A 21,046-nucleotide genomic window follows, 5' to 3' on the forward strand; every position below is an offset into this window, starting at 1 on the left:
GGCCGCGGGTGCGGGCGGCGCGCTCGCGGGGCGCCCGCCCCGGCGCCGCTCGATCATGGCCGTCGCGGCCGGCGGCAGCCACGCCGACGCCGTGCCGCTGTCATCGCCCCCGGCGAACAGATAGGGCGCCAGCTCCGCCTGGAGATCGGCCGGGGTCGGCCGCTGTGACGCGTCCATCTGCATGCACGACTCGATCAGCGACCGCAGCTCCTCCGGCAGCCCCTCCAGGTCGGGGCTCTCCCTCAGCAGCATGAACACCGTCTCGACGGGGTTGGCCCCGTGGTACGGCGCGTGACCGGTCGCGGCGAAGACCAGCGTGGAGCCCAGCGAGAACACGTCGCTCGCGCCCGTCACGCTGCGCGAGTCCCGCGCCTGCTCCGGCGACATGTAGGCGGGGGTGCCCACGGCGACGTTCGTCATCGTCAGTCGCGTGTTGGAGACGCCGGACGCGATGCCGAAGTCGATGACCCGCGGCCCGTCCTCGACGACCAGCACGTTCGAAGGCTTCAGGTCGCGGTGCACCAGAGCGGCGCCGTGGATGGACTGGAGGGCCTCCGCGATCCCGGCCGCCAGCCAGCGCACGGCGGGCGCGGGCAGCGGCCCGCACTCGTTCACGATCTCCTCGAGGGAGGGCGCGGGCACGTACGCGGTGGCCAGCCAGGGCACTGCGGCGCGCGGATCGGCGTCCACGACGGCCGCGGTGTAGAAACCGGACACCTTCCGTGCGGCCTCGACCTCGCGCGTGAAGCGCACGCGGAACAGCTGGTCCTCGGCGAGCTCGGTCCGGACCGTCTTGATCGCAACGCGCCGGCCGGACGCCGACCGCGCCAGATAGACCAGGCCCATTCCACCGGCGCCGAGCCGGCCCAGCACCTCGAACGGACCGATCCGTCTCGGGTCGTGCTGCGTGAGCTGCTCCACTTGCCTGCCACCTCCCCGTCAGGGCCATGAGGGTACGACCCTGTGCACCCTGATTCTTCCTGTCCGAGGCGGCGGTGGCGAACCCGGGGGCGGATCGGGGTGTCTCACCCCGATCCGGACACGTCTGTGAGGGACCGGCGGGGCGGCAGGGGCCCGGGGGGCACGGTCACCCGGTTCGTTCGGTCACGCGGCCTTCGGCTCCGCCAGCACCGCGAAGACCGCACCCTGGTTGTCCGCGAGCACGGCGATCCGTCCGTACGGCGTGTCGAAGGGCTCCTCCGTGACCCGGCCGCCCAGCCGCACGGCCTCCGCCGCGGCCTCGTCGCAGTCCTCGACGGCGAGGTACACGAGGAAGTGGGCGGGCATCTCGGCAGGGAAGGCCGGGCCGATCACGCTGCGCCCCCCGATCGCGGTCTCGTCGCTCGCGGTCTCCGCGCTCGCGGGCGACCAGACGCGGTAGTCGACGGAAGGGTCGTCCAGGTCGCGGGCCCGGAACCCGAAGACCGTCTCGTAGAAGGCGTCGACCGCCTCCTTGTCCGGGGCCCGCGTGTACACCTCGGTCCAGGCGAAGGAGCCGGGCCGTCCCTGCTTCTCGAAGCCCGCCCGCCCCTCCGCCTGCCAGAGCCCGAACACGGCGCCCCCCGGGTCGGTCACCAGAGCGGTGATCCCGGCGGACCCGACCCGTAGAGGCCGGGTGATGACCCGGCCTCCGGCCTCCTCGATCCGCCCGGTGAGGCCCACGGCGTCACGGGTGGCGAAGTAGACGCCCCAGGCGGTGGGCATCCGGCCGTCGCCCTTGGGCGCGAGCCCGGCGGCCAGCCGGCCCTCGCTGAAGGCCATCGTGTACGGACCGTACGTCTCGGTGCTGTCGGCGAAGGTCCAGCCGAACAGCTCGCCGTAGAAGCGCTTGCCGGCTTCGAGGTCGGGGAGCAGCACATCCGCCCAGCAGGGGGTGCCCTCCGCCTTCGCCTCCGTCGTCGCGGCCATGGGTGTGATCCCTTTCTGCGCTCACCTTCAGCGGTCACCCCGTCGTCACGCTAATGCGGGGACGGGCGGGACGCAGAAGGAGGAAAGGGCCGGAGGGGCGTGGAACGAGGGCTCATAGCCGCATATTCCGGGCGGGCGGCGGCCACTTGCCCATACCGTTGTCCACAGCCTGTTAATAGTCCTATCGAGGTATGGGCGGCGGCAAGAGCGCGGCTGGGCGACTCGCGCTCGCCGGGCGGCCCGGAGCCGCCGCCGCGGCACGCCTCCGATATTGACTCACCGGTAACCGAGAAGCTCCCGGAGGCGCTCTCCAGAGCGCCCGCACCCCATTTGCAGTCGGCCGAATCGCGCGCCGATCCCCCGTCGGTAAGCTGACGGCATGACAGGACAAGTACGCACCGTCGACGGCCGCGTGGCCGGTCGACGCGGCCAGGCGACGCGGCAGAAGCTGCTCGACTGCCTCAGCGAGATGCTCGGCTCCTCGCCGTACCGGGACGTCAAAGTCATCGACGTGGCCCGTAGGGCGGGCACTTCACCTGCGACCTTCTACCAGTATTTTCCGGACGTCGAGGGCGCCGTCCTGGAAATCGCCGAGGAAATGGCCCAGGAGGGCGCAGGATTGACCGAATTGGTGTCCGGCCGCTCCTGGGCCGGAAAGTCCGGACGGCAGACCGCCGAGGATCTCGTCGACGGGTTCCTCGACTTCTGGCGGCAGAACGACGCGATCCTCCGGGTGATCGATCTGGGCGCCGCTGAAGGCGACAAGCGGTTCTACAAGATCCGCATGAAGATCCTGAACTCGGTCACCAACTCCCTTGCCGGTTCGGTGAAGGAGCTGCAGGCCAAGGGCAGGGTCGACAAGGACGTGAACCCCTCTGCGGTGGCGGGCGCGATGGTCATGATGCTGGCCGCGTGCGCGTCGCACCAGAAGGGTTTCCAGACGTGGGGCGTCAAGCAGGCCGAACTCCGGCCCAACCTTGCACTGTTGGTGCATCTGGGGATCACGGGCAAGAAGCCGGCGAAGTGACCGGCGGACACGCACCGGCGCCCGGTCGCGGACACGGCCCCGTGCCCGCCCGCGCCTGAACAGCCCCGGCGCGCGCCGCCATGTACCGCGTCGCGCGGTGCCGCGCGGTGTCGCTCAGCCCCGCCCCCAGACCGACCCCGCGCGTCCTGTCACGTCCGGCGGCGGACCACGGCAGCAGGACCGCCGCGCCCCCGCCGCCGGACCACTCCTGCCCCGCACCGCGCATGATGAGTCCATGCCGACCCGCGACGACGCCTTCGAGGCGACCCTCCACTCGCTCCCCGTATGGGACACCCCGCTCCCCTCCTTCAACCCCTCCGAGGCGCCCGCCTCCCCCCTCCCCCTCTTCCGCGCCTGGTTCGTCGAGGCCGCCCGGGCCGGTCAGGCCGAGCCGCACACCATGGACCTGGCGACCGTCGACGCCGACGGCCGCCCCGACGTGCGTACGGTGATGCTGCACGGCGCCGACGAGCGCGGGTGGCACTTCGCGTCCCACGCGACCAGCGCCAAGGGCCGACAGCTCGCCGCCCGCCCGTACGCGGCGCTCAACTTCTACTGGCCCGTCCAGGGCCGCCAGATCCGCCTGCGCGGCCCGGTCACGACCGGGACGCCCGAGGAGGCGTACGAGGACCTCCACGTCCGGTCCACGGGCGCCCTCGCCGCGGCGCTGGTGGGCCACCAGAGCGAGCCGCTGCCGTCCCCGGACGCCCTCCGCGCGGCGAGCGAGGCCGCCTGGGCGAGGGCTCAGGCCGAGCCGACGGCGCACGCGCCGACCTGGACGCGGTATGTCCTGGCCCCGTCCGAGGCCGAGTTCTTCCAGGGCGACGCGGCCCGCCGCCACGTGCGCCTCCGCTACACCCGCGAGGAGACCGGGGGCTGGTCCCGGGAGCTGCTCTGGCCGTAGAGCGCGTCGGCCCGGGGACGGAGCCCCGTTCCCGGAAGGGGCGGTGAGATCGACCGCCACCCGCGCCCCGGGGTGCGCCACCCGCGGTACGACGCGCGCACCGCGCCGGGTTCGTGATGCTTTCGCAACCGTTTTCCGGCTTGACCGGGACCCAACAAGGGGCTCGCCCGTTACGCTCAGCGTCCATGGCCCCTGCAACCGACCATCCCGTCACCCCTCTCCTCGGCCCGCCGGTCTACGTCGTCGGCGCCGGCCCCGGCGGCCTCGCCGCCGCCGCCGCACTGCGCCGCAGGGGCGTACGGGCGGTGGTCCTGGAGCGGGCGCGGACGCTCGGGGCCTCCTGGCGCGGCCACCACGACGGCATGCGGCTGCACACCACCCGCCGCATGTCCGCGCTGCCGGGCCTGCCGATGCCCCGCTCGTTCGGCCGCTGGGTGGAACGCGACGACCTGCTCCGGTACCTGGAGCGGTACGCCGAGTTCCACGACCTGGAGATCGTGCACGGGATCGAGGTCACCCGCATCGAGCACGGCGGGCCCGAGGATCCCGGCGGCTGGGTGCTGCACGCCACCGGCGGCCGTCGCCTCACCACCCGGGCCGTGGTCGTCGCCACCGGCCGCCACCACACCCCGCGGCTCCCCGACTGGCCCGGCCTCGCCGCCTGGACCGGCGACCTGCGGCACTCCGGCACATACCGCTCCTCCGCCCCGTACCAGGACCGGGACGTGCTCGTCGTGGGCGCGGGCAACAGCGGTACCGAGATAGCCGTCGACCTGGCCCGCGGCGGCGCCGCGCGGGTCAGGCTGGCTGTCCGGACCGTCCCGCACATCGTGCGCCGCTCGGTCGCGGGCTGGCCCGCGCAGGCGACGGGCGTCCTGGTGCGCAGGCTGCCGGTGTGGCCGGCCGACCGGCTGCTGCGGGTGCTGGAGCGGGTGACCGTCCCGGACCTGTCCCCCTACGGGCTGCCCCGCCCGGCCACCGGCCCGTACACCCGGCTGCGCCGCGAGGGGACGCCGCCGGTCCACGACACCGGCCTGGTGGACGCGGTGCGGGAAGGCCGTGTCGAGCCGGTCGCCGCCGTGGAGTCGTTCGCCGAGGACGGCGAGGTCGTCCTGGCGGACGGGACCCGGCTGCGCCCGGACGCGGTGATCGCGGCGACGGGCTACCGCCGGGCGCTGGAGCCCCTGGTGGGCCACCTCGGCGTCCTCGACGGCACGGGACTTCCACGCGTCCACGGCGCCCGCACGGCTCCGAAGGCGCCCGGCCTGTACTTCACGGGCTTCACCCAGCCGCTCAGCGGGGCGTTGCGCGAACTGGCCCTGGACGCCCGCCGGATCGCCCGCGCCGTCGCGGCCCTGCCGCCCCTTCCGGCCGGCGTGCCGGTCCCCCGCCCCAAACCGGTCCCGGTGCCTCCGGTGAGCCTGCCGCGCTGACCGGATCCCGACCCGGCGAAGGTTTCTGACATCCCGTCAGCAGGGAAACAGTTCAGCATCTGACGGCACATCAGTTCCACTCCACCCAGGCGGGAGCGGCGACACGATGCTCGGACCCACGCAGGAGACCACCGGCACCCCCGGCACCCCCGACCTGGACGGGCTGTTCCGGCCGGAGGTGGTGGTCGTCGCGAGCGCGGCGGACACCGAGGCCGTGACACGGACCCCGCGGTGGGTGGAGCGCTGGGCGGCGGAGGTGGGAGCGAAGATCCTCCCCGCGGAGGCGGCCGAGGGAACCCGCGTCGACGTGGCCGTGATCGTCGGAGAGCAGGGCCTGGCCGCCGGGGAACACCTGTGGGGCCAGGTGCGGTTCGCGGTCATGGACCGGAAGGCCACGGCCGTCGGCGGGACAGGGCCCACCGGCCCGGCGCGGACGGAGCACGCTGCCCGGGTCCTCGGCGGGGCGCGGCTCGTCGGACCGACGGAGACGGAGCCGTACGAGGTGGTCGGCGGGTTACGGGAGCAGCGCGGCGACAGTCCGGGCGTCGCCCTCATCGCCCGCCACCCCTGGCAGCTCCACACCCTGGGCGGCGCCCTCCGGAAGGCGGGCGCACGCGTCCCGTACCGGATGGCCACCGGTGACGAGACCGACCTGGCCGCTCCCGAGGTCATCGCCTACCTCACCGGCCGGGAGGACGTCGGCGCCATCGCCTGCCACCTGGACGCGGTCCGGGACGGCCGGGCCCTGCACCGCGCGCTCGACCTGGCGGCCCGGCGCGCGGTGCCCGTCGTCGCGTACGCCCCGGCCCCCGACCCCGTTCTGGCAGCGGCACTGCGCCAGTTCGGCGTGGTCCGGGTGGACCGCCCCGACCAGCTCCAGGACACCGCCGCCCTCCTCGCGCACGCCCGCAGGCCCCCGGGCACCCCGGCCCCGCCGGACACCGTCGCCGTGTACGCCCCGGCCGCGGACGGCTACCTGATGGACGCGGCGCGGGCCGCGGGTCTGACCGCCGTCCGGACGCCGACGCCTGAGGCCGCCCTGACGGACCCGGAGGTGGGGGTCCTGGTCCTGACGGCCTCCGGCGGCGCTCCCGACTCCGGCGCCACGGCCCGGACCGTGGCGAAGCCCGTGTGCGTGGTGGCGGACCAGGAGCCCCCGCCCGGTGTCGCCCCGCGCACCACGGTCTTCCGCACCCCCGCCAACTGCGCCGCGGCCATCAGGTCCTATCTCGACCACGCCCGCTTCGTCACCCACTACCGCCCGGCGTCCGTCGAGCCCTCCCTCTCCCTGCGCAAGGCCCGCGCCCTGCTGGACCTGGAGCCGCGCGGCGCCGCCCCGTACCGGATCCTGACCGCCCACGCGGCGAAGCAACTTCTGCGCGCCTACGGCATCCGCGTCCCGCGCGAGCAGCTGGTGACCAGCGCGGCGGCGGCCGTGCGGGCGGCGGCCAGAGTCGGCTATCCGGTGGTGCTGAAGGCGTGCGCCCCGGAAGGGGGATCGCGTGTGGGCCTGACCTCCGCCGGTCAGGTCAGGGAGGCCTACCGGGACATGGCCGCCGCGGCCCGCCGCATGGGCGTACCGCTGGACGGCGTGGTGGTCGCCCAGTTGATCGACGGGGGTGTGGAACTGGCGGTGTCGGTCACCCGGGACCCCCGGTTCGGCCCGGTGGTGACGGTCCGGCCGGCCGGAGACCTGGCCCCGCTGGCCGACGCGGCGGTCCGGGTCGCCCCCTTCGACGAGCCGACCGCCCGGGACCTGCTGCACGAACTGCGTGCGGGCCCCCTCCTGGCCGCCCTCGACGCGGACGCCCTCGCGGACACCCTCCTCCGCCTCCAGCGCCTGGCGGTGGAACTGGCCGACGACCTGACCGAGCTGCACGTGGCCCCTCTGGCCGTACGCCGACGGGGCCGCGGCACAGCCGCACTGGACGCGACGGCGACGCTCCGCCGGGCTCCGGCGGCCGGCTGAACGCAACGCGGCCGGTGAGCCCTTGGGGTGGCGGCGCGCTCATGCGCGCCCCGAGCACGGCACCGCGGCCGCCACCCATCACGGCGCGCGGTTCCCGCCGCCGCGATACGACCCGCACTCGCCGAGGGCGTCAAGTCCTCGGCGTCCCCTCGCCACGAATCGCTGATCCAAGAGTGATCAGACGACCACGGCTCGTCAACAGCTATTCAAGGAAATAACCGTTACGCGGTATTCGTGACGGCGCGTTGCGCTTCACACGCCCCCGACTCACGCACTACCGGCGCGAACAGGGGCGCGCCCCTGTCCAGCTCGCACCAGATGTGCTTGCCCGCGCCCTCCGGCTGCCAGCCCCAGCGGTCCGCGAGGCCGTCCACCAACTCCAGCCCGCGGCCATGGGTGTCGCCGCCGTCCGCGTGCCGCTGCAGCGGCGGGGCCGTACTGCGGTCCGCCACCTCCACCCGGACCGTGCCGCCGCCCGGGCCGAACAGCAGCCGCAGGACCGCCGGACAGCCGGTGTGCACCACGGCGTTGGTCACCAGCTCGGACACCAGCAGCACCAGCGTCTCGGCCAGCGGCTCGTCCGCCGCTATACCCGAACCGGCCATCCGGGACCTCGCCCACCGCCGGGCCCTGCCCACCTCCGCGGGATCGGGACCGACCTCGATCTGAACCTGAAGCACCTGCACCGCTCACACCATCCGAACCGGCGGACACATCGCCACGCGCCTCACAGCCAACGTTGTGGGACAGCATGGTTGACGTACAGTCACCGCAACAAGCGCTTCAGGCATATTCCCGCGCGAAGGAGTACGGCTGAGGCATACTGTGCGACCCTCACGCCCCGCAGTCGAACGCGGCGACGCACTCGGCGGCTCACCGCTCCCGGGCAACGTCACCAGCACGCACACGGCACGGAGCGTACCCGAGCGGGCACGCTCCGACTCTCCGTGACGGGCGGGGCCAGGACACGACCCGGTATCGGTCGCGGTCACCCGGCGTGACAGCGACGCGTTCCGTACCGCAACGCGCCCCGGACGTCATTCCGTCGGGCGACACCCTTTCGGCCAGGCGGCCACCGCCGCCGCGCGGGCTACGGCAGCGTGAAGTACCGCGCCAGTCCCGCGACCGCGGCCTGCTCGTCGATCCGTCCGGTCCCGCCCGAGTCCAGCGAGCCCGCGGCCAGGGCGGCGGCCGGGGCGTCCACGCCCAGCACCCGCAACGCCCGCTCCAGGCCCGCCGCCCCGGCCCGCCCGTCACCGTCCACCACGGCGAGCACGGCCCGCACGAAGGGCCGGGCGATCTCCGCGAACCGCTCCGGGCTGTCCCGCAGACGCTTCACCGCGCCGTACGCGAACTCCTCGTGGCTGACCCGCTGGTCGCCGTCCACGTCCGCGATGCCCGCGAGACCCTGCCAGAACGCCTCCGCGCCGTAGCTGAGCGCCTGTCCCCTGTCCGACCGGTACGGAACCCCGAACTCCACGAGCAGCCGCCGGGCGGCGGTACTGAAGTCCTCGCGGGAGATGTAGCCGCTGTTCTCCTGGTCGAGTGCGGCGAAACGGGAGGCGATCCGGTGCTGGTACAGCTCCTCTGCGTCGTCCATGCCCGGAGAGTACGACGGGAGTCCGCGGTTCGGGAGGCGCTTCGGGAGGCGCAGGACGAAGCACGGCGGGGGCACAGCCGTGCGGTACGCGGCGGTCAGGCGGTGAGCGTGCCCGGTTCGTCCCCCGCGTCCCCGTGGCCCTCGCCGGTGGCCGCCGCCACGTCCGGGTACACGTCGAACAGCCGCCGCACGCCGAGTGCCGCCAGCACCCGGTTGACGTGCGAGCCCTCGACGGCGCCGCGGGCCGGGAGTATCAGCCGCAGCGTGCCCCGGCAGGAGTGCAGCAGCCGCCGGGCGGCGATGAGCACGCCCACACCGCTGGAGTCGCAGAACCGCACACCGGACAGGTCCAGGACGAGACGGTGACAGCCGTCCGCCACGACGTCGTGCACCCGTCTGCGCACCACCGCCGAGGACACCAGGTCCAGTTCGCCCGAGATGTGCAGGACCGCCCAGGTCGCGCGCTCGGCACGCTCCACCGTCAGCTTCAAGCGCGGCACCTTCCTGCCCGTACGTTCTGCCCGTATTCATCCATCCGGAGGCTGCTCTTCCCGTCCCCGCTGCCCCGTCGTGCCCAACTGAAACACACTCCGGGCAGGGTGGCCGCATCCGTACCCTCTTCGTCAAAGGCGGGTGCGCCTCCGTGACCGCGCACTACATTCGAGTCATGGCGAAGGACACACCACCGCGCTGGGACCGCCGGATGCAGCAGCGGCTGGCGCGGGGCGAGGCCGCCGCGCTGGGCGAGCTCTACGACCGCTATGCCTCGCTCGTCCACAACACCGCCTACCGGGTGCTCGACAACCAGCAGGCCGCCGACCAGGTCACCCGGGAGGTCTTCGGCTACGTGTGGGAGAACCCCGACGCGTTCGACCCGAAGGAGGAGGGCTCGATGCGCTCCTGGATCGCGCGGCTGACCCGGCGGCAGGCCGTGCACCGGCTGCGGCAGCGCGGGGCGCGGGAGCTGGCGGAGCGCGGGTCGACGGGCCCGGTGGCCGAGGCGGAGTCCGAGGAGCTGGAGCAGCGGGTGCGCCGTGCGGCGGTCGCGGCGCGCGCCGACTACATCGTGACGTCCATGCCGGCGCCGCTGCGGAAGGCACTGGAGCTGGCGTACTTCCAGCGCCGGGACTACCGGCAGACGGCGGCGGACCTCGGGGTCACCGAGGACGAGGCGCGGCGCCGCCTGCGGCTGGGCCTGCAACTGCTGTCCACGGCCCACACCCGGCCCCTGGACCCCGGGGCACCGGCACAGGGCAGACCGGGCGGCACGCGATGAACGGCCCGGACGAGGAGGCGGGGGTGCGCGCGTCGGCGTCGCTGCCGCACGGCGTCCTGAAGTCACTGCTCGGAGCGTGGGCACTGGCGGCGTGCTCCGCCGAGGAGACGGAGGCGGTCGAGGCGCACCTCACCGAGTGCGCGCCCTGCGCGGACGAGGCACTGCGGCTGCGGGACGCGGTCGCGCTGCTGCACAACGAGCGGGACCTGGATCTCGATCCGCTGCTGAGGTCCCAGGTGCTGGAGACCTGTCTGGGCCGCCGCCCGGCCCGGGTCCCGGTGCCCGAGTGGGCGGGGCCGTACGACGCGGAGACGGCACGGCTGGACGCACTGCTCCAGGACTTCGGGGAGCCTGAGTGGCACGCCCCGGTGCGGCTGCGGTGGTTCGAGGGGGACCGCCGTACGACGGTGGCGGCGGTGATCGCGCATCTGCTGGCGGTGGACGGGCTCGTCGCGTGCGCGCTCAGTCTCGACGACCCGGTGCCCGCGCCCGCGCCGGGCGACCCGGCGGGGCGGACGGAGGCGTTGTGGAACGCCGGCGGACGGCCCCCGACCCGGGACGTACGGGAGCCGTGGCGGGAACAGGCCCACACACTGGTCCGTACGGTCTCCTTCGCGGGCCGGGGTGTAGGCGAACTCCGCGTCCCGTACGGAGACTTCACCCTCCCCCTCAAGGACGCGTTCCTGCAGCGGGCCTTCGGGTGCTGGGTGCACGCGGAGGACATCGCGCGGGCGGTCGACTACCCGTACGCCCCGCCGAGCGGCACACATCTGCACGGCATGGTCGACCTGGCGGCCCGGCTGCTGCCCCGCGCCCTGGCGGCACGCCGCCGGGCGGGCCGCGCGGCGGCGGCGCGGGGACCGGTGGCGGCGGGGGCGCCGGGGCGGTCCCTGCACCTGGAGATCGAGGGCCAGGGCGGCGGCGACTGGTACATCGCGCTGGACTCGCCCGCCGCGGTGGGATGCGCGGACCAGGTGGTCGCCCAGGTCGCCCTGGACGCGGAGGAGTTCCTCCGCGTCGTCTCCGGCCGCGTCACCCCGCACGACGCGGCCGCCGGCCAGTCCGGCGACCGCGGGGCCGTCCACGACGCCCTCCACGCGGCGGCGTCCCTGAGCCGCCTGTAGGCGCGGCGCCGGTTCCGCCGTGGGGGCCGGGCCTTCCCCCGGCGCGTGGCCGGGGCCCGCTCCGGAAGCCCGCCGCCTCACGACGGCTCGTGCGGGGCACGACCCTCCGGCGGTTGCCGCACGGCGCCCGCACACCCGCGGGGGCGTGTGGACGGGGCGGAGGCCGCCGACCGCGTCTCGCGGCAAGGGTGCGTTCCGCCCGGAGAGGGGCTCCCTGGACGACGCTCCGAGGGAAGGACGGGCGGGCCGGCGGCTCGACCCGTGGCCGAACGCGCGCGCCGCGTCACCGCCGGAGGAGGTGCGCTTTCCGCCGTGGCCGAGCGCGCCCCCACGGGGGGGTGCCGCTACGCGAACACCACCGTCCGGGTGCCGTTCAGCAGGATGCGGTGTTCCGCGTGCCATTTGACCGCACGCGCCAGGGCCTGGCATTCGACGTCGCGGCCCACGGCGACCAGCTGGTCGGGCGTGACCTCGTGGCCCACCCGTTCGACCTCCTGCTCGATGATCGGCCCCTCGTCGAGGTCGGCCGTCACATAGTGCGCCGTCGCACCGATCAGCTTCACGCCCCGCGCGTGCGCCTGGTGGTACGGCTTCGCGCCCTTGAAGCTCGGGAGGAACGAGTGGTGGATGTTGATGATCCGGCCGCTCAGCTGCTTGCACAGGTCGTCCGACAGGACCTGCATGTACCGGGCCAGCACCACCAGCTCGACGTTCTCGCCGCGCACCAGCTCCAGCAGCCGGGCCTCCGCCTCGGCCTTCGTGTCCCTGGTCACCGGGATGTGGTGGAACGGCAGGTCGTACGACGCGACCAGCTCCGCGAAGTCCGTGTGGTTCGACACCACCGCCACGATCTCGACCGGCAGCGCCCCGATCCGGGAGCGGAACAGCAGGTCGTTCAGGCAGTGCCCGAACTTCGACACCATGATGACCACGCGCATGCGCTCGTCGGCCCGGTGGATCTCCCAGTCCATCTCGAAGGAGTCACCGACCGCCGCGAAACTGGCCCGCAGCTTCTCCACCGTGACCGGCGCCTCCGCCGAGAAGTGGACCCGCATGAAGAACAGGCCCGTGTCACGGTCTCCGAACTGCCGGCTGTCCTCGATGTTGCATCCCGTGATGAACAGATAGCTCGACACGGCATGCACGATGCCCTGTTTGTCCGGGCAGGAGAGGGTGAGGACGTACTGGTCGGTCATCCTTGCAGGATGCCACAGACGGGACGTCCGCCTCACGGCCGTCCGCCACGCGGAACGCTCAGACCGCGCCCGTGGCCGTCCGCAGCCCGTCCAGCGTCCTCGGCGGCCCGTCCGGATCCTCCCCGTCGTTGACGGCGAGCCGCACATGGGCCTCCCGCGCCGCCCGTACGGTCTCGGGCCAGCCGGGGTGGTTCAGGAACGCCGACACCGGCGCGTCCGCCCCCACCTGGTGCATGATCCGCAGCACCCGCAGCACGGCGGCATCGACGAGCGCCGCCTCACCCGAGTCCCGGAAGATCGTCCCGACGTACTTCTCGGCCGACCAGTTGTCGAGCCAGGTGTCCTCCACCAGACGGTAGACGGCGTCCGTGACGTCCCCGTACCCGTCCCGGCCCGCCAGCCAGCACTCCTCGTGGAAGCGGGTGTCGGAGAGCATGTGCAGCGCCGAGCGCACGTTCGCACGCCAGCGCCACCACGGCATGTCGTTGAGCGGCATGCCGCCCATGGTGGGGGAGCGACGGCCGTGACGGGAAGAGTTCATGCGCCTTCACCTTGTGGGCTCCGTCCTTGCGGAACCGGGCCCGGACGAGCTAACGGAACGGGTGACCGGACAACCGCCGGTCGGATGGTCGGTTCGTCGGGTCACCCGCGATCGTACGTCTCCCACCGTACGCGGGCCCCGCCCGGCGGACCGCCCCGGTAATTCACTCCGCCGTCACCCGCCGTTGAACCACCCTCACATCAGCGTTACCCGCGGGGCGGAAGTGTCCGTGTCCATGACCGGTAACGGCAGGCGACGACTCTCCACCTCCGTCAAGACCACAGCCCTCGCACTCGCCGCGGCGACGGCCACGCTCCTCACCGGCTGCGGCGCCCTTCCTGGAGCCACGGGGGGCTCCAGGGAACCCCTCACCGTGATGACCTGGGCCCCTGAAGGCACCAAGGCCACCAACATGCCCGGTATGCCCGCCATGGCCGAGGCGTACGGCCGCTGGGTCAACACCCGCGGCGGAATCGACGGGCACGAGCTGCGCGTCCTCACCTGCAACGAGGGGAACAGCGCCAGCGGCGCAGCCACCTGCGCCCGGCGGGCGGTCAAGGAGGGCGCGGCGGCCGTCGTCGGCTCGTACAGCCAGCACGGCCGCACCTTCATGGCGATCCTGGAGGCCGCGAACATCCCGTACATCGGCGGCTACGGCCTGAGCGACGAGGAGTTCAGCAGCCATCTCTCCTACCCCGTCAACGGCGGGCAGGTCGCGCTGCTCGCGGGCAACGGCATGCAGCTCGCGAACTCCTGCGAGCAGGTGTCCCTCGTCCGGCCCGACACCGTCGCCGGCGACTCCCTGGCCAACCTCCTCAACTCCGGACTCGCGCAGGGCAGCAGGCGCCAGGCCATCGACATCCCGGCGCGCGAGGACGCCGGCGAGTACACGGCCGTCGCCTCCCGCTCCCGCACCCGCGCGGGCGAGGAACGCGGCTGCGTGACGGCCGCGCTGGGCGAGCGCACCGCTCACTTCTTCGACTCCTTCCGGCGCCTCCCGTCGGACGGCAGGGACATCAGGGTCTCGTCCGTCCTCGGCAGCGTCGACCAGCTGCTCGTCGACCGCACGGGCGGCGCCTCGGGCCCCTTCGAGGGCGCGTACATCACCGGCTGGTACCCGGATGCGGGCGATCCGCGCTGGGCCCCGATGAAGCAGGTCATCAAGGAGCACGCCTTCGGCGACAACCGGATCGACCCGGCCGACGCGGGCGTCCAGACGACGTGGATCGCCTACACGGTGCTCCAGGAGGCCGTGGAGGCGGTGGACGACGAGGAGGTCACCCCGGGGAGGATCGCCCTCACCCTGGACCGGGGTCTCCGGGTGAACACCGGAGGCCTCACCCCGGACCTGAGCTGGCGCTACGAGGACATGCTGGGCACGCCCGGCTTCCCCCGGATCGTCAACCCCGAGGTGACCTTCCAGGTGGTGCGGAAGGGCCGCCTCGTGGCGCAGAAGTCCGGGTTCGTCGACGTCGGCAGGACGCTGCTGGACGCCCGGTCCTCGTAGCCGGGCCTCCGGGAGGAGCCGTCCGGGAGGCAGCCGGCCCTACAGCTGGGTCGGCTGCCGCTCGGTCAGGCCGTATGTCTCCGCGATGCCGTTCCAGAGGCGCGAGGCCTCCTTCTTCGCCGCGGTCGCCTCGCCGCTGGCCGTGACGGCCTGACCGGTGTGGCTGGTGGTGCGGGCCTGGCCGTCCTTGCAGTTCTTGGGCTTCTTCACCTGCGTCGCCCAGGCCGCGTAGTGGTCGTCGGCGGTGGCCGAGGCCTGCCAGGCCCTGGTGAGGGAGTCGCTCAGCCCGGCGTTGTCCGGAAGCTTGCCGATGTCGAGTTCCTTGAGCCGGTTGACCAACTGACGACGCTGGGCCGCGGCGGCTTTCAGATCGGTGGCCGCCTGGTCCAGCCCCTCGCACTTCCTGATGTTCTCCACGGAACTGATCACCGTGGCCCGGCTGTTGCCGCTCTCCGCGAGCAGCTTGTCCAGCGCCTCGGCCTGCGCCTCGGCCGGGTCCTTCGGCTTCTCGGACGGGGAGGGCTGCGCGGACTCCCCGGCGGACTCGCCAGGCGTCGGGGAGACCGGCGCGGCCGCGCCCGCGTTGCCGGTCTTTTCGTCCTGCTGGTCGCCGCCGTTCATCAGGGCGCCCGCCCCGAGGCCGAGCAGGGCGCAGCCGAGGACGACCGCGGCGGCCATCGGGATCTTGCCGACGCGGCGCCGGGGCGCGGGCTCCTCGTCGTAACCGCCGTAGCCGTCGTAGGGCTGCTGGGGAGGCTGCTGGCCGTGCGGCTGCTGAGGGTGCGGATAGCCGTATCCGGGCCGGGGCGGCTGCGCGGGCCCGGCGGCCACGGGCGGCAGGTACTGCGTGGCGGCGGCGTCCGCACCCGGGGCCGGTGGCGCCCCGGCGCCCGCGTCGTCGCGGAACAGGTTGTCGAACTCCGCCGGGGGACCGCTGTTTCCCGGTACGGGCGGTATGTACTGGGTCGCCTCCGCGTCCGGGTTCCCCGCCGGGGGCCGGGGCTGCGCCCCGTACCCGGTGCCGAGGTACTGGGTCGACTCGGCGGGGCTCTCCGGCGGCACCGCCCGCAGATACTGCGTCGCCTGGTCCTGCTGCGGCTGCGGCTGCGGCTGGTGAGCCTGCGGGTGCGGCTGCTGGTGCTGGTGCGGCTGCTGGTAGGCCTGCGGGTCCGGCTGCTGCTGCGGCTGCTGGTAAGCCTGCGGATGCGGCTGCTGGTGGTGCTGCGGCGGCTGTTGGTAAGCCTGAGGGTCCGGCTGGTGGAGTGACTGCTGGTGCGGCTGCGGCGGCTGCGCCTGCTGGTGGGGCGGTAGGGGCCGCAGGTACTGCGTCGCCGGGTCGCCCCCGCCGGCGGGCTGCTGCGGAGGCGGCGGCCCCCACGGCTGCGCGGTCGGCTGGGCAGGCGGCTGCGCCGGGGGGGTGCCCGGAGGCTGGTCCGGCGGCCCGCCCGAGGGCTGCCCCCATTGCCGGCCCTCGCGGCCGTGTCCGCTCTGCGTCACCAGGAACTCCTACGCGTGAACCTACGGAAACGTCGGCTCACGCTACCGGGTGGATCACGGCTGCGGCACACGGGTGTGGCGCGGGACACGGCGTGCGGCCCCGGCGCCACCCCGCGTTCACGCGCCCGCTACCCGGCGCCCACCGTCAGCCGCGCCGCGAAGTCCCGTACGGTCGGCTCGTCACCGTACGGCTCGAGCCGCGCCCGGAAGTCGTCCAGATACTCCACACCTCTCGACGACCGCAGCCCGGCCAGGAGTTCGGCGGCGCGGCCCCCGGTGTGGCAGGCCTGCTCGACCTCTCGCTGCTGGAGCTGGGCCGAGGCCAGCAGCAGCAGACCGATCGCCCGGCGCCGCGCCCGTCCCTCGGGATGCCCGTCCAGGGCGTCCCCGGCGGCCCGCGCCGCCGCCTGCGCCTGCCCCAGGTCCCGGTGGCAGTGGGCCAGCTCGTCGGACAGGTAGGCATGGTCGAAGTGCGCGATCCACAAGGGGTCGTCCCCCGAGTCCGGCTCGGCCCGCTCCAGCGCGCCCAGCGCGCGCCCCGCGGCCTCGTCGCACGCGCGCGCGTCCCCCAGCAGCGCGTGCCCGCGCGCCTCCGCGGCCAGGAACATCGCCTCCGCCCGGGGCGTGGCGTGCCCCCGCGCCCCCTCCTGAGCGGCCCGCGCGAGCTGGGCGATCTCGCGCGGGTTGCCGAGCTGGGCCGCCAGGTGACTCATGGACGCGGCCAGCACGTACCCGCCGTACGCCCGGTCGCCGGCCGCCTGGGCCAGCCGCAGCGCCTGGATGTAGTACCGCTGCGCCAGCCCCGGCTGCCCGGTGTCGACGGCCATGTAGCCCGCCAGCTCCGTCAACCGTGCCACGGCGCCGAAGAGTTGCCGCCCCACCGCGTCCCTGTACGAGCCGGACAGCATCCCGGACACCACGCTGTTGAGGTAGTGCACCACCACGGGCCGGACATGCCCACTGCCGAACCGGTGGTCGAGTTCGACCAGTGCACCGGTCATGGCCCGCACCGCCCGGACGTCCGAAAGGCCCACTCTGGCACCGGCGTTCCGCGCGACCGCCGCGTCCGGAGCGGTGATCAGCCAGTCCCGGCTGGGCTCGACGAGTGCGGAGGCGGCGACGGCGGACCCGGACAGGAAGTCCCGGCGGCCCACATCGCTGCGCCACAGCTCGCAGACCTGCTCGATCGCGCCCAGCACGGTCGGGGAGAACTGGAGGCCCACCCCGCTCGCGAGGTTCTTGCCGTTCGCCATGCCGATCTCGTCGATCGTGACCGTGCGGCCCAGCTTGCGGCCGAGCGCCTCCGCGATGATGCCCGGGGCACGGCCCCTCGGCTGCTGTCCGCGCAGCCAGCGCGCGACCGACGTCTTGTCGTACCGCAGATCGAGTCCGCGTTCCGAGCCGACCATGTTGACGCGGCGGGCGAGCCCGGCGTTGGAGCACCCTGCTTCCTGGATGAGAACCTGCAGCCGTTCGTTCGGCTGACGGGCTACGAGCGGCCTCGCTGCCATGACTACCCCCTGGTGGTGCCGGTGGCGATCAGTCGGTCCGATCACTGCCCGGCTGATGTCCGGAGAATGCAGAACTTGGCGCTGTCATACCAAAACATCGGCTATTGCAGCGGAATACTCGGCAATGGCCGGAGACTCCCGCATTGACGCGGCTCCTCCCCCGGCTGTGGCTACCCGCCCGCGGCTCCCGTCGCGCATGCGCGCCCCCGGGAGTGCTCCCATGCGCCCCACATGTCGAACGGATGCATCCCACCCATCGCCTTTGCGCCCCGTAACCCCTGATGGGGTGGGGAGTTGTGCTGTCCGTGGAAGAGACCATCGGAGTCACGGACGCCGCGCAGATTCCCCAGCAGCGCGGGGAGCAGCTGCTGGACGGCGCCGTGCGGTACGCGGAAGAGCGGCACTGGGACGTGTTCCCCGGCACGTGGTTGGAGGCCGTCGAGGGCCGGGAGCGCTGCTCGTGCGAAGACGCGGCCTGCCCGGTGCCCGGCGCGCACCCGGCCCGTCCGGACTGGGCCACGCAGGCGACGGGCAGCGCGGTCGCCGCCCGCAGGCTGTGGGGGAAGCACCCGAAGGCGTCGATCCTGCTGCCGACGGGCCGTACCTTCGATGTGCTGGACGTACCGGAGTCGGCCGGCTTCCTGGCACTGGCCCGGATGGAACGGATGGAGCTGACGCTCGGCCCGGTGCTGTGCACCCCGGACCGGCGGATGCAGTTCTTCGTCCTGCCGGGCGCCACGGCCAAGGCGGCGGACCTGGTCCGCAAGCTGGGCTGGTCTCCGGCGTCGATCGACCTGGCCGCCAAGGGCGAGGGTCACTATGTGGCGGCGCCGCCCACGCGGGTCGCGGGCCAGGGGGCGGTGCAGTGGGCTCGGCGGCCGACTCCGGCGAACCGCTGGCTGCCGGACGCGGAGGAGCTGATCAGCCCGCTGGCGTACGCGTGCGGCCGGGAGGCGGCGGCTGCGCGGGCGCGGCGCGGCTGATCCGATCATGCTGATCCGGCAACGCTGACCAGCGGAGACTGCCGGGTTCCCCCTCCTGCGGACCCGACCGGCCGGTTCGTAGGCTGGCCCCGTTCCTAGACGTACATGAACGGGGAAGAGGCACCGACCATGCCGGACCAGCAGCACCAGAGAGATGACATGGCGGGTGGGGCGCCCGGGACGGCGCCGCCCGCCGTTCGCGTGGAAGGCCTCTGGAAGCGCTTCGGGCAGCAGGTCGCGGTCGGCGGTGTGGACCTGGTCCTGCCCGCCGGGAAGTTCATCGGCCTGGTCGGCCCCAACGGGGCGGGCAAGACCACGACCCTGTCCATGATCACCGGGCTGCTGCGCCCCGACCACGGCCGCATCGAGGTCGTCGGACACGACGTCTGGCAGGACCCGGCAGCCGTGAAGGCCCGTATCGGGGTGCTGCCGGAGGGGCTGCGCCTCTTCGAACGGCTGTCGGGCCGTGAACTCCTCACGTACATGGGGCGGCTGCGGGGGCTGCCGGGCGCGGAGGTCGACAAGCGGGCGACACAGCTGCTGGAGGTGCTCGATCTCGCGGGCTCCCAGCACAAGCTGGTGATCGACTACTCGACCGGCATGCGGAAGAAGATCGGTCTGGCGGCGGCGCTGCTGCACAACCCGGACGTGCTGTTCCTGGACGAGCCGTTCGAGGGCGTCGACCCGGTGTCGGCGCAGACGATCAGGGGGGTACTGGAGCGCTACACCTCCTCCGGGGCCACGGTCGTCTTCTCCAGCCATGTGATGGAGCTGGTGGAGTCACTGTGTGACTGGGTCGCGGTGATGGCGGCGGGCCGGATCCGCGCACACGGCACACTGGCGGAGGTCCGGGGCGACCGGCCGACCCTCCAGCAGGCGTTCCTGGAACTGGTGGGCGCGGAGGGCCGGGACGCGGGTGCCTCGCTGGACTGGCTGGGCGGTGCCCGGTGAGCGCCGCGGCGGAGACGGCCTCGCTGACCCCGGTACTCGTACGGCTGAAGCTCTCCCTCCTCCGTAACGGTCTGCGCCGGTCGACGGGCCGGGCGGCCGTGTTCGTCCTCTCGGCGGTGTGCGTGGCGCTGTTCGCGCTGGGACAGCTGGCGGGGATGCTGCTGCTGCGGGGTTCTCAGTCCGCGGCCACGGTCGCCGTTCTGTCGGCGGCGGTGCTGGCGCTGGGCTGGGCGGTGATGCCGCTGTTCTTCCCGAGCGGGGACGAGACGCTGGACCCGACGCGGCTGGTGATGCTGCCGCTGCGGGCGGCGGCGATGGTACGGGGTCTGCTGGTGGCGTCGCTGGTGGGGATCGGCCCGCTGTTCACGCTGTGCGTGGCGCTGGGGGCCGGGGTCTCGGTGGCTCACGGAACGGCGTCCGTGGCCGTCGCCGTCCTGGCGGTCCCGCTCACTCTCCTGGTGTGTGTGGCGCTGGCGCGGGCCGTGGCGGCGGCCAACACCCGGCTGCTGACGTCCCGGAAGGGCCGGGACCTGGCGGTGCTGAGCGGCCTGGTGGTCGCGGTGGGCATCCAGCTGGTGAACTTCGGCGCCCAGCGGCTCGGCTCGTCGGGCGAAGGCCTGGAGCCGCTGGAGCCCGCGGCGCGGGTGGCGGCCTGGCTGCCGCCGGCGTCGGCGGTGGCAGCGGTGGACTCGGCGGCCGAGGGCGCGTACGCGGCGGCGGCCGTGCAGTTGCTGCTCGCCGCGGCGGCCCTGGTGGGGCTGCTGTACTGGTGGCAGCGGAGCCTGACCCGGCTGATGACGGCGCCGGACGCGTCCACGATCGCGGTGGCGGGGCCGAGCGCCCGGGAGAAGCGGCGCGAGCGCGGCGGCGGGCTCGGCGCCGGGCTGTGGCCGGAGGGCCGGACCGGCGCGGTGATGCAGCGGACGCTGCGGTACGCGTGGCGGGACCCCAAGACCAAGGGGGCGTGGGTCACGTCGCTGGTGCTGGGCGTGATCATCCCGCTGTTCAACGCGGTGCAGGGCGTGGCGACGGTGTACTGGGCGTGCTTCGCGATGGTCATGCTCGGGGTGCAGATGTTCAACCAGTTCGGGCAGGACACGTCGGCGTTCTGGATGGTCGCGACGACCGTGTCGTCCGCCCGGGACGCGTACGAGGAGCTGCGGGCACGGGCGTTGGCGCTGCTGCTGGTGACCCTCCCGTATGTGACGCTCGTGGCGGTGGCGCTGGCGGCCGTGGCGGGCGACTGGGACAGACTGCCCGGTGCGATGGGGCTGTCGTACGCGTTGCTGGGGGCGCTGCTGGGGCTGGGCGCGGTGAGTTCGGCGCTGTTCCCGTACGCGATCCCGCAGGACAGTGCTTTCAAGAACGCGGCTCCGGGCCAGGGCGGCCTGGTCTGGCTCTCCATGCTGGCCGCGTTCTTCGGATCCGCCGTGCTGAGCGCGCCGCTGATGGTCCTGGAGGTGTGGTCCGTCCTGTCCGGCGACGGCTCGCTCGGCTGGCTGATGCTGGCCCTGGGCGCGACATGGGGGCTGCTGCTGGCGTGGCTGGGGCTGCGGCTGGCGGCGGGGCGCACGGCGCGGCGGCTGCCGGAGATCCTGGCGGCGGTGAGCAAGGCGTAG

General features: G+C 73.6%; 20 protein-coding genes. 11 read left to right on the forward strand and 9 right to left on the reverse strand.

The genetic code is table 11. The features are described 5' to 3' along the window. Together I3F58_RS25770 and I3F58_RS25775 are read right to left on the reverse strand one after the other, a co-directional pair. On the reverse strand, nt 1-921 hold a 921-nt coding region (locus I3F58_RS25770; protein WP_240111091.1), incomplete at its 3' end, for a serine/threonine-protein kinase. Between the two features lie 183 nt (nt 922-1,104). Beyond that, nucleotides 1,105-1,908, reverse strand: a complete 804-nt coding sequence (locus tag I3F58_RS25775; RefSeq protein ID WP_240111092.1) for a VOC family protein — start codon at nt 1,906-1,908, stop codon at nt 1,105-1,107. 379 nt (nt 1,909-2,287) lie between these two features. On the opposite strand from I3F58_RS25775, the gene I3F58_RS25780 reads away from it, so the two are divergent. From I3F58_RS25780 to I3F58_RS25795, 4 genes are all read left to right on the forward strand, one after another. Continuing rightward, the gene (locus I3F58_RS25780; RefSeq protein ID WP_240111093.1) at nt 2,288-2,935 is read left to right on the forward strand and encodes a TetR family transcriptional regulator; all 648 of its coding nucleotides are present in this window, start codon (nt 2,288-2,290) and stop codon (nt 2,933-2,935) included. A gap of 235 nt (nt 2,936-3,170) precedes the next feature. After that, nucleotides 3,171-3,839 (forward strand): pyridoxal 5'-phosphate synthase, encoded by a 669-nt coding sequence (locus tag I3F58_RS25785; RefSeq protein ID WP_240111094.1) that lies wholly within the window; start codon nt 3,171-3,173, stop codon nt 3,837-3,839. A 185-nt stretch (nt 3,840-4,024) separates the two neighbouring features. Continuing rightward, a complete protein-coding gene (locus tag I3F58_RS25790) occupies nt 4,025-5,272 on the forward strand; it encodes an NAD(P)/FAD-dependent oxidoreductase (protein WP_240111095.1) in 1,248 nt (415 codons plus the stop codon). 106 nt (nt 5,273-5,378) lie between these two features. Next, the gene (locus I3F58_RS25795) at nt 5,379-7,241 is read left to right on the forward strand and encodes an acetate--CoA ligase family protein (RefSeq protein ID WP_240111096.1); all 1,863 of its coding nucleotides are present in this window, start codon (nt 5,379-5,381) and stop codon (nt 7,239-7,241) included. Between the two features lie 221 nt (nt 7,242-7,462). Here I3F58_RS25795 and I3F58_RS25800 read toward each other — a convergent pair whose 3' ends face one another. The 3 genes from I3F58_RS25800 to I3F58_RS25810 form a co-directional block, all read right to left on the reverse strand. Further along, nucleotides 7,463-7,927: an ATP-binding protein gene (locus I3F58_RS25800; protein WP_240111097.1), complete on the reverse strand. Its 465-nt coding sequence runs from the start codon at nt 7,925-7,927 to the stop codon at nt 7,463-7,465. A gap of 404 nt (nt 7,928-8,331) precedes the next feature. Beyond that, nucleotides 8,332-8,841: an EF-hand domain-containing protein gene (locus I3F58_RS25805; RefSeq protein ID WP_240111098.1), complete on the reverse strand. Its 510-nt coding sequence runs from the start codon at nt 8,839-8,841 to the stop codon at nt 8,332-8,334. A 95-nt stretch (nt 8,842-8,936) separates the two neighbouring features. After that, entirely contained in the window at nt 8,937-9,332 is a 396-nt protein-coding gene (locus I3F58_RS25810) for an STAS domain-containing protein (protein WP_240111099.1), read from the reverse strand. A gap of 176 nt (nt 9,333-9,508) precedes the next feature. Here I3F58_RS25810 and I3F58_RS25815 point away from each other — a divergent pair, with 176 nt between their 5' ends. Both I3F58_RS25815 and I3F58_RS25820 read left to right on the forward strand, forming a co-directional pair. Continuing rightward, nucleotides 9,509-10,117, forward strand: a complete 609-nt coding sequence (locus tag I3F58_RS25815) for a sigma-70 family RNA polymerase sigma factor (protein WP_240111100.1) — start codon at nt 9,509-9,511, stop codon at nt 10,115-10,117. Beyond that, nucleotides 10,114-11,241, forward strand: coding sequence for a zf-HC2 domain-containing protein (locus I3F58_RS25820; protein WP_240111101.1), 1,128 nt, complete (start codon nt 10,114-10,116; stop codon nt 11,239-11,241). Before I3F58_RS25815 ends, I3F58_RS25820 begins: the two co-directional genes overlap by 4 nt. A gap of 344 nt (nt 11,242-11,585) precedes the next feature. Here I3F58_RS25820 and purU read toward each other — a convergent pair whose 3' ends face one another. Both purU and I3F58_RS25830 read right to left on the reverse strand, forming a co-directional pair. Next, nucleotides 11,586-12,437: a formyltetrahydrofolate deformylase gene (gene purU, locus I3F58_RS25825; RefSeq protein ID WP_240111102.1), complete on the reverse strand. Its 852-nt coding sequence runs from the start codon at nt 12,435-12,437 to the stop codon at nt 11,586-11,588. A 58-nt stretch (nt 12,438-12,495) separates the two neighbouring features. Continuing rightward, nucleotides 12,496-12,942 carry a hypothetical protein gene (locus I3F58_RS25830; protein ID WP_240111120.1) on the reverse strand — a complete coding sequence of 149 codons (447 nt, stop codon included), beginning with the start codon at nt 12,940-12,942 and terminating at the stop codon, nt 12,496-12,498. Nucleotides 12,943-13,213: 271 nt separating this feature from the next. Here I3F58_RS25830 and I3F58_RS25835 point away from each other — a divergent pair, with 271 nt between their 5' ends. Further along, the gene (locus I3F58_RS25835) at nt 13,214-14,485 is read left to right on the forward strand and encodes an ABC transporter substrate-binding protein (protein WP_240111121.1); all 1,272 of its coding nucleotides are present in this window, start codon (nt 13,214-13,216) and stop codon (nt 14,483-14,485) included. A 39-nt stretch (nt 14,486-14,524) separates the two neighbouring features. Here I3F58_RS25835 and I3F58_RS25840 read toward each other — a convergent pair whose 3' ends face one another. Then, on the reverse strand, nt 14,525-15,547 hold the full coding sequence (locus tag I3F58_RS25840) for a hypothetical protein (protein WP_240111103.1): 1,023 nt from the start codon (nt 15,545-15,547) through the stop codon (nt 14,525-14,527). A gap of 51 nt (nt 15,548-15,598) precedes the next feature. Here I3F58_RS25840 and I3F58_RS25845 point away from each other — a divergent pair, with 51 nt between their 5' ends. Next, nucleotides 15,599-15,751 (forward strand): hypothetical protein, encoded by a 153-nt coding sequence (locus I3F58_RS25845; RefSeq protein ID WP_240111104.1) that lies wholly within the window; start codon nt 15,599-15,601, stop codon nt 15,749-15,751. Nucleotides 15,752-16,110: 359 nt separating this feature from the next. On the opposite strand, the gene I3F58_RS25850 is transcribed toward I3F58_RS25845, so the two are convergent. Then, nucleotides 16,111-17,493 carry a transcriptional regulator gene (locus I3F58_RS25850; RefSeq protein WP_240111105.1) on the reverse strand — a complete coding sequence of 461 codons (1,383 nt, stop codon included), beginning with the start codon at nt 17,491-17,493 and terminating at the stop codon, nt 16,111-16,113. Between the two features lie 281 nt (nt 17,494-17,774). Here I3F58_RS25850 and I3F58_RS25855 point away from each other — a divergent pair, with 281 nt between their 5' ends. From I3F58_RS25855 to I3F58_RS25865, 3 genes are all read left to right on the forward strand, one after another. Next, a complete protein-coding gene (locus tag I3F58_RS25855) occupies nt 17,775-18,476 on the forward strand; it encodes a bifunctional DNA primase/polymerase (protein ID WP_240111106.1) in 702 nt (233 codons plus the stop codon). A gap of 129 nt (nt 18,477-18,605) precedes the next feature. Continuing rightward, nucleotides 18,606-19,427, forward strand: a complete 822-nt coding sequence (locus I3F58_RS25860; RefSeq protein WP_240111107.1) for an ABC transporter ATP-binding protein — start codon at nt 18,606-18,608, stop codon at nt 19,425-19,427. After that, on the forward strand, nt 19,424-21,046 hold the full coding sequence (locus I3F58_RS25865) for a transporter (RefSeq protein ID WP_240111108.1): 1,623 nt from the start codon (nt 19,424-19,426) through the stop codon (nt 21,044-21,046). The genes I3F58_RS25860 and I3F58_RS25865 overlap by 4 nt, the downstream gene beginning before the upstream one ends.

Origin of the sequence: Streptomyces sp. MUM 203J (assembly GCF_022414595.1) — a bacterium.
Taxonomy (GTDB): domain Bacteria; phylum Actinomycetota; class Actinomycetes; order Streptomycetales; family Streptomycetaceae; genus Streptomyces.

What these genes read in the sequence shown, in the direction of transcription:
- I3F58_RS25775 (WP_240111092.1), bottom strand. Translation starts at nt 1,908, where the DNA reads ATGGCCGCGACGACGGAGGCGAAGGCGGAGGGCACCCCCTGCTGGGCG.
- I3F58_RS25780 (WP_240111093.1), top strand. Translation starts at nt 2,288, where the DNA reads ATGACAGGACAAGTACGCACCGTCGACGGCCGCGTGGCCGGTCGACGC.
- I3F58_RS25785 (WP_240111094.1), top strand. Translation starts at nt 3,171, where the DNA reads ATGCCGACCCGCGACGACGCCTTCGAGGCGACCCTCCACTCGCTCCCC.
- I3F58_RS25790 (WP_240111095.1), top strand. Translation starts at nt 4,025, where the DNA reads ATGGCCCCTGCAACCGACCATCCCGTCACCCCTCTCCTCGGCCCGCCG.
- I3F58_RS25795 (WP_240111096.1), top strand. Translation starts at nt 5,379, where the DNA reads ATGCTCGGACCCACGCAGGAGACCACCGGCACCCCCGGCACCCCCGAC.
- I3F58_RS25805 (WP_240111098.1), bottom strand. Translation starts at nt 8,841, where the DNA reads ATGGACGACGCAGAGGAGCTGTACCAGCACCGGATCGCCTCCCGTTTC.
- I3F58_RS25815 (WP_240111100.1), top strand. Translation starts at nt 9,509, where the DNA reads ATGGCGAAGGACACACCACCGCGCTGGGACCGCCGGATGCAGCAGCGG.
- I3F58_RS25820 (WP_240111101.1), top strand. Translation starts at nt 10,114, where the DNA reads ATGAACGGCCCGGACGAGGAGGCGGGGGTGCGCGCGTCGGCGTCGCTG.
- purU (WP_240111102.1), bottom strand. Translation starts at nt 12,437, where the DNA reads ATGACCGACCAGTACGTCCTCACCCTCTCCTGCCCGGACAAACAGGGC.
- I3F58_RS25830 (WP_240111120.1), bottom strand. Translation starts at nt 12,942, where the DNA reads ATGGGCGGCATGCCGCTCAACGACATGCCGTGGTGGCGCTGGCGTGCG.
- I3F58_RS25835 (WP_240111121.1), top strand. Translation starts at nt 13,214, where the DNA reads ATGACCGGTAACGGCAGGCGACGACTCTCCACCTCCGTCAAGACCACA.
- I3F58_RS25850 (WP_240111105.1), bottom strand. Translation starts at nt 17,493, where the DNA reads ATGGCAGCGAGGCCGCTCGTAGCCCGTCAGCCGAACGAACGGCTGCAG.
- I3F58_RS25855 (WP_240111106.1), top strand. Translation starts at nt 17,775, where the DNA reads ATGGGGTGGGGAGTTGTGCTGTCCGTGGAAGAGACCATCGGAGTCACG.
- I3F58_RS25860 (WP_240111107.1), top strand. Translation starts at nt 18,606, where the DNA reads ATGCCGGACCAGCAGCACCAGAGAGATGACATGGCGGGTGGGGCGCCC.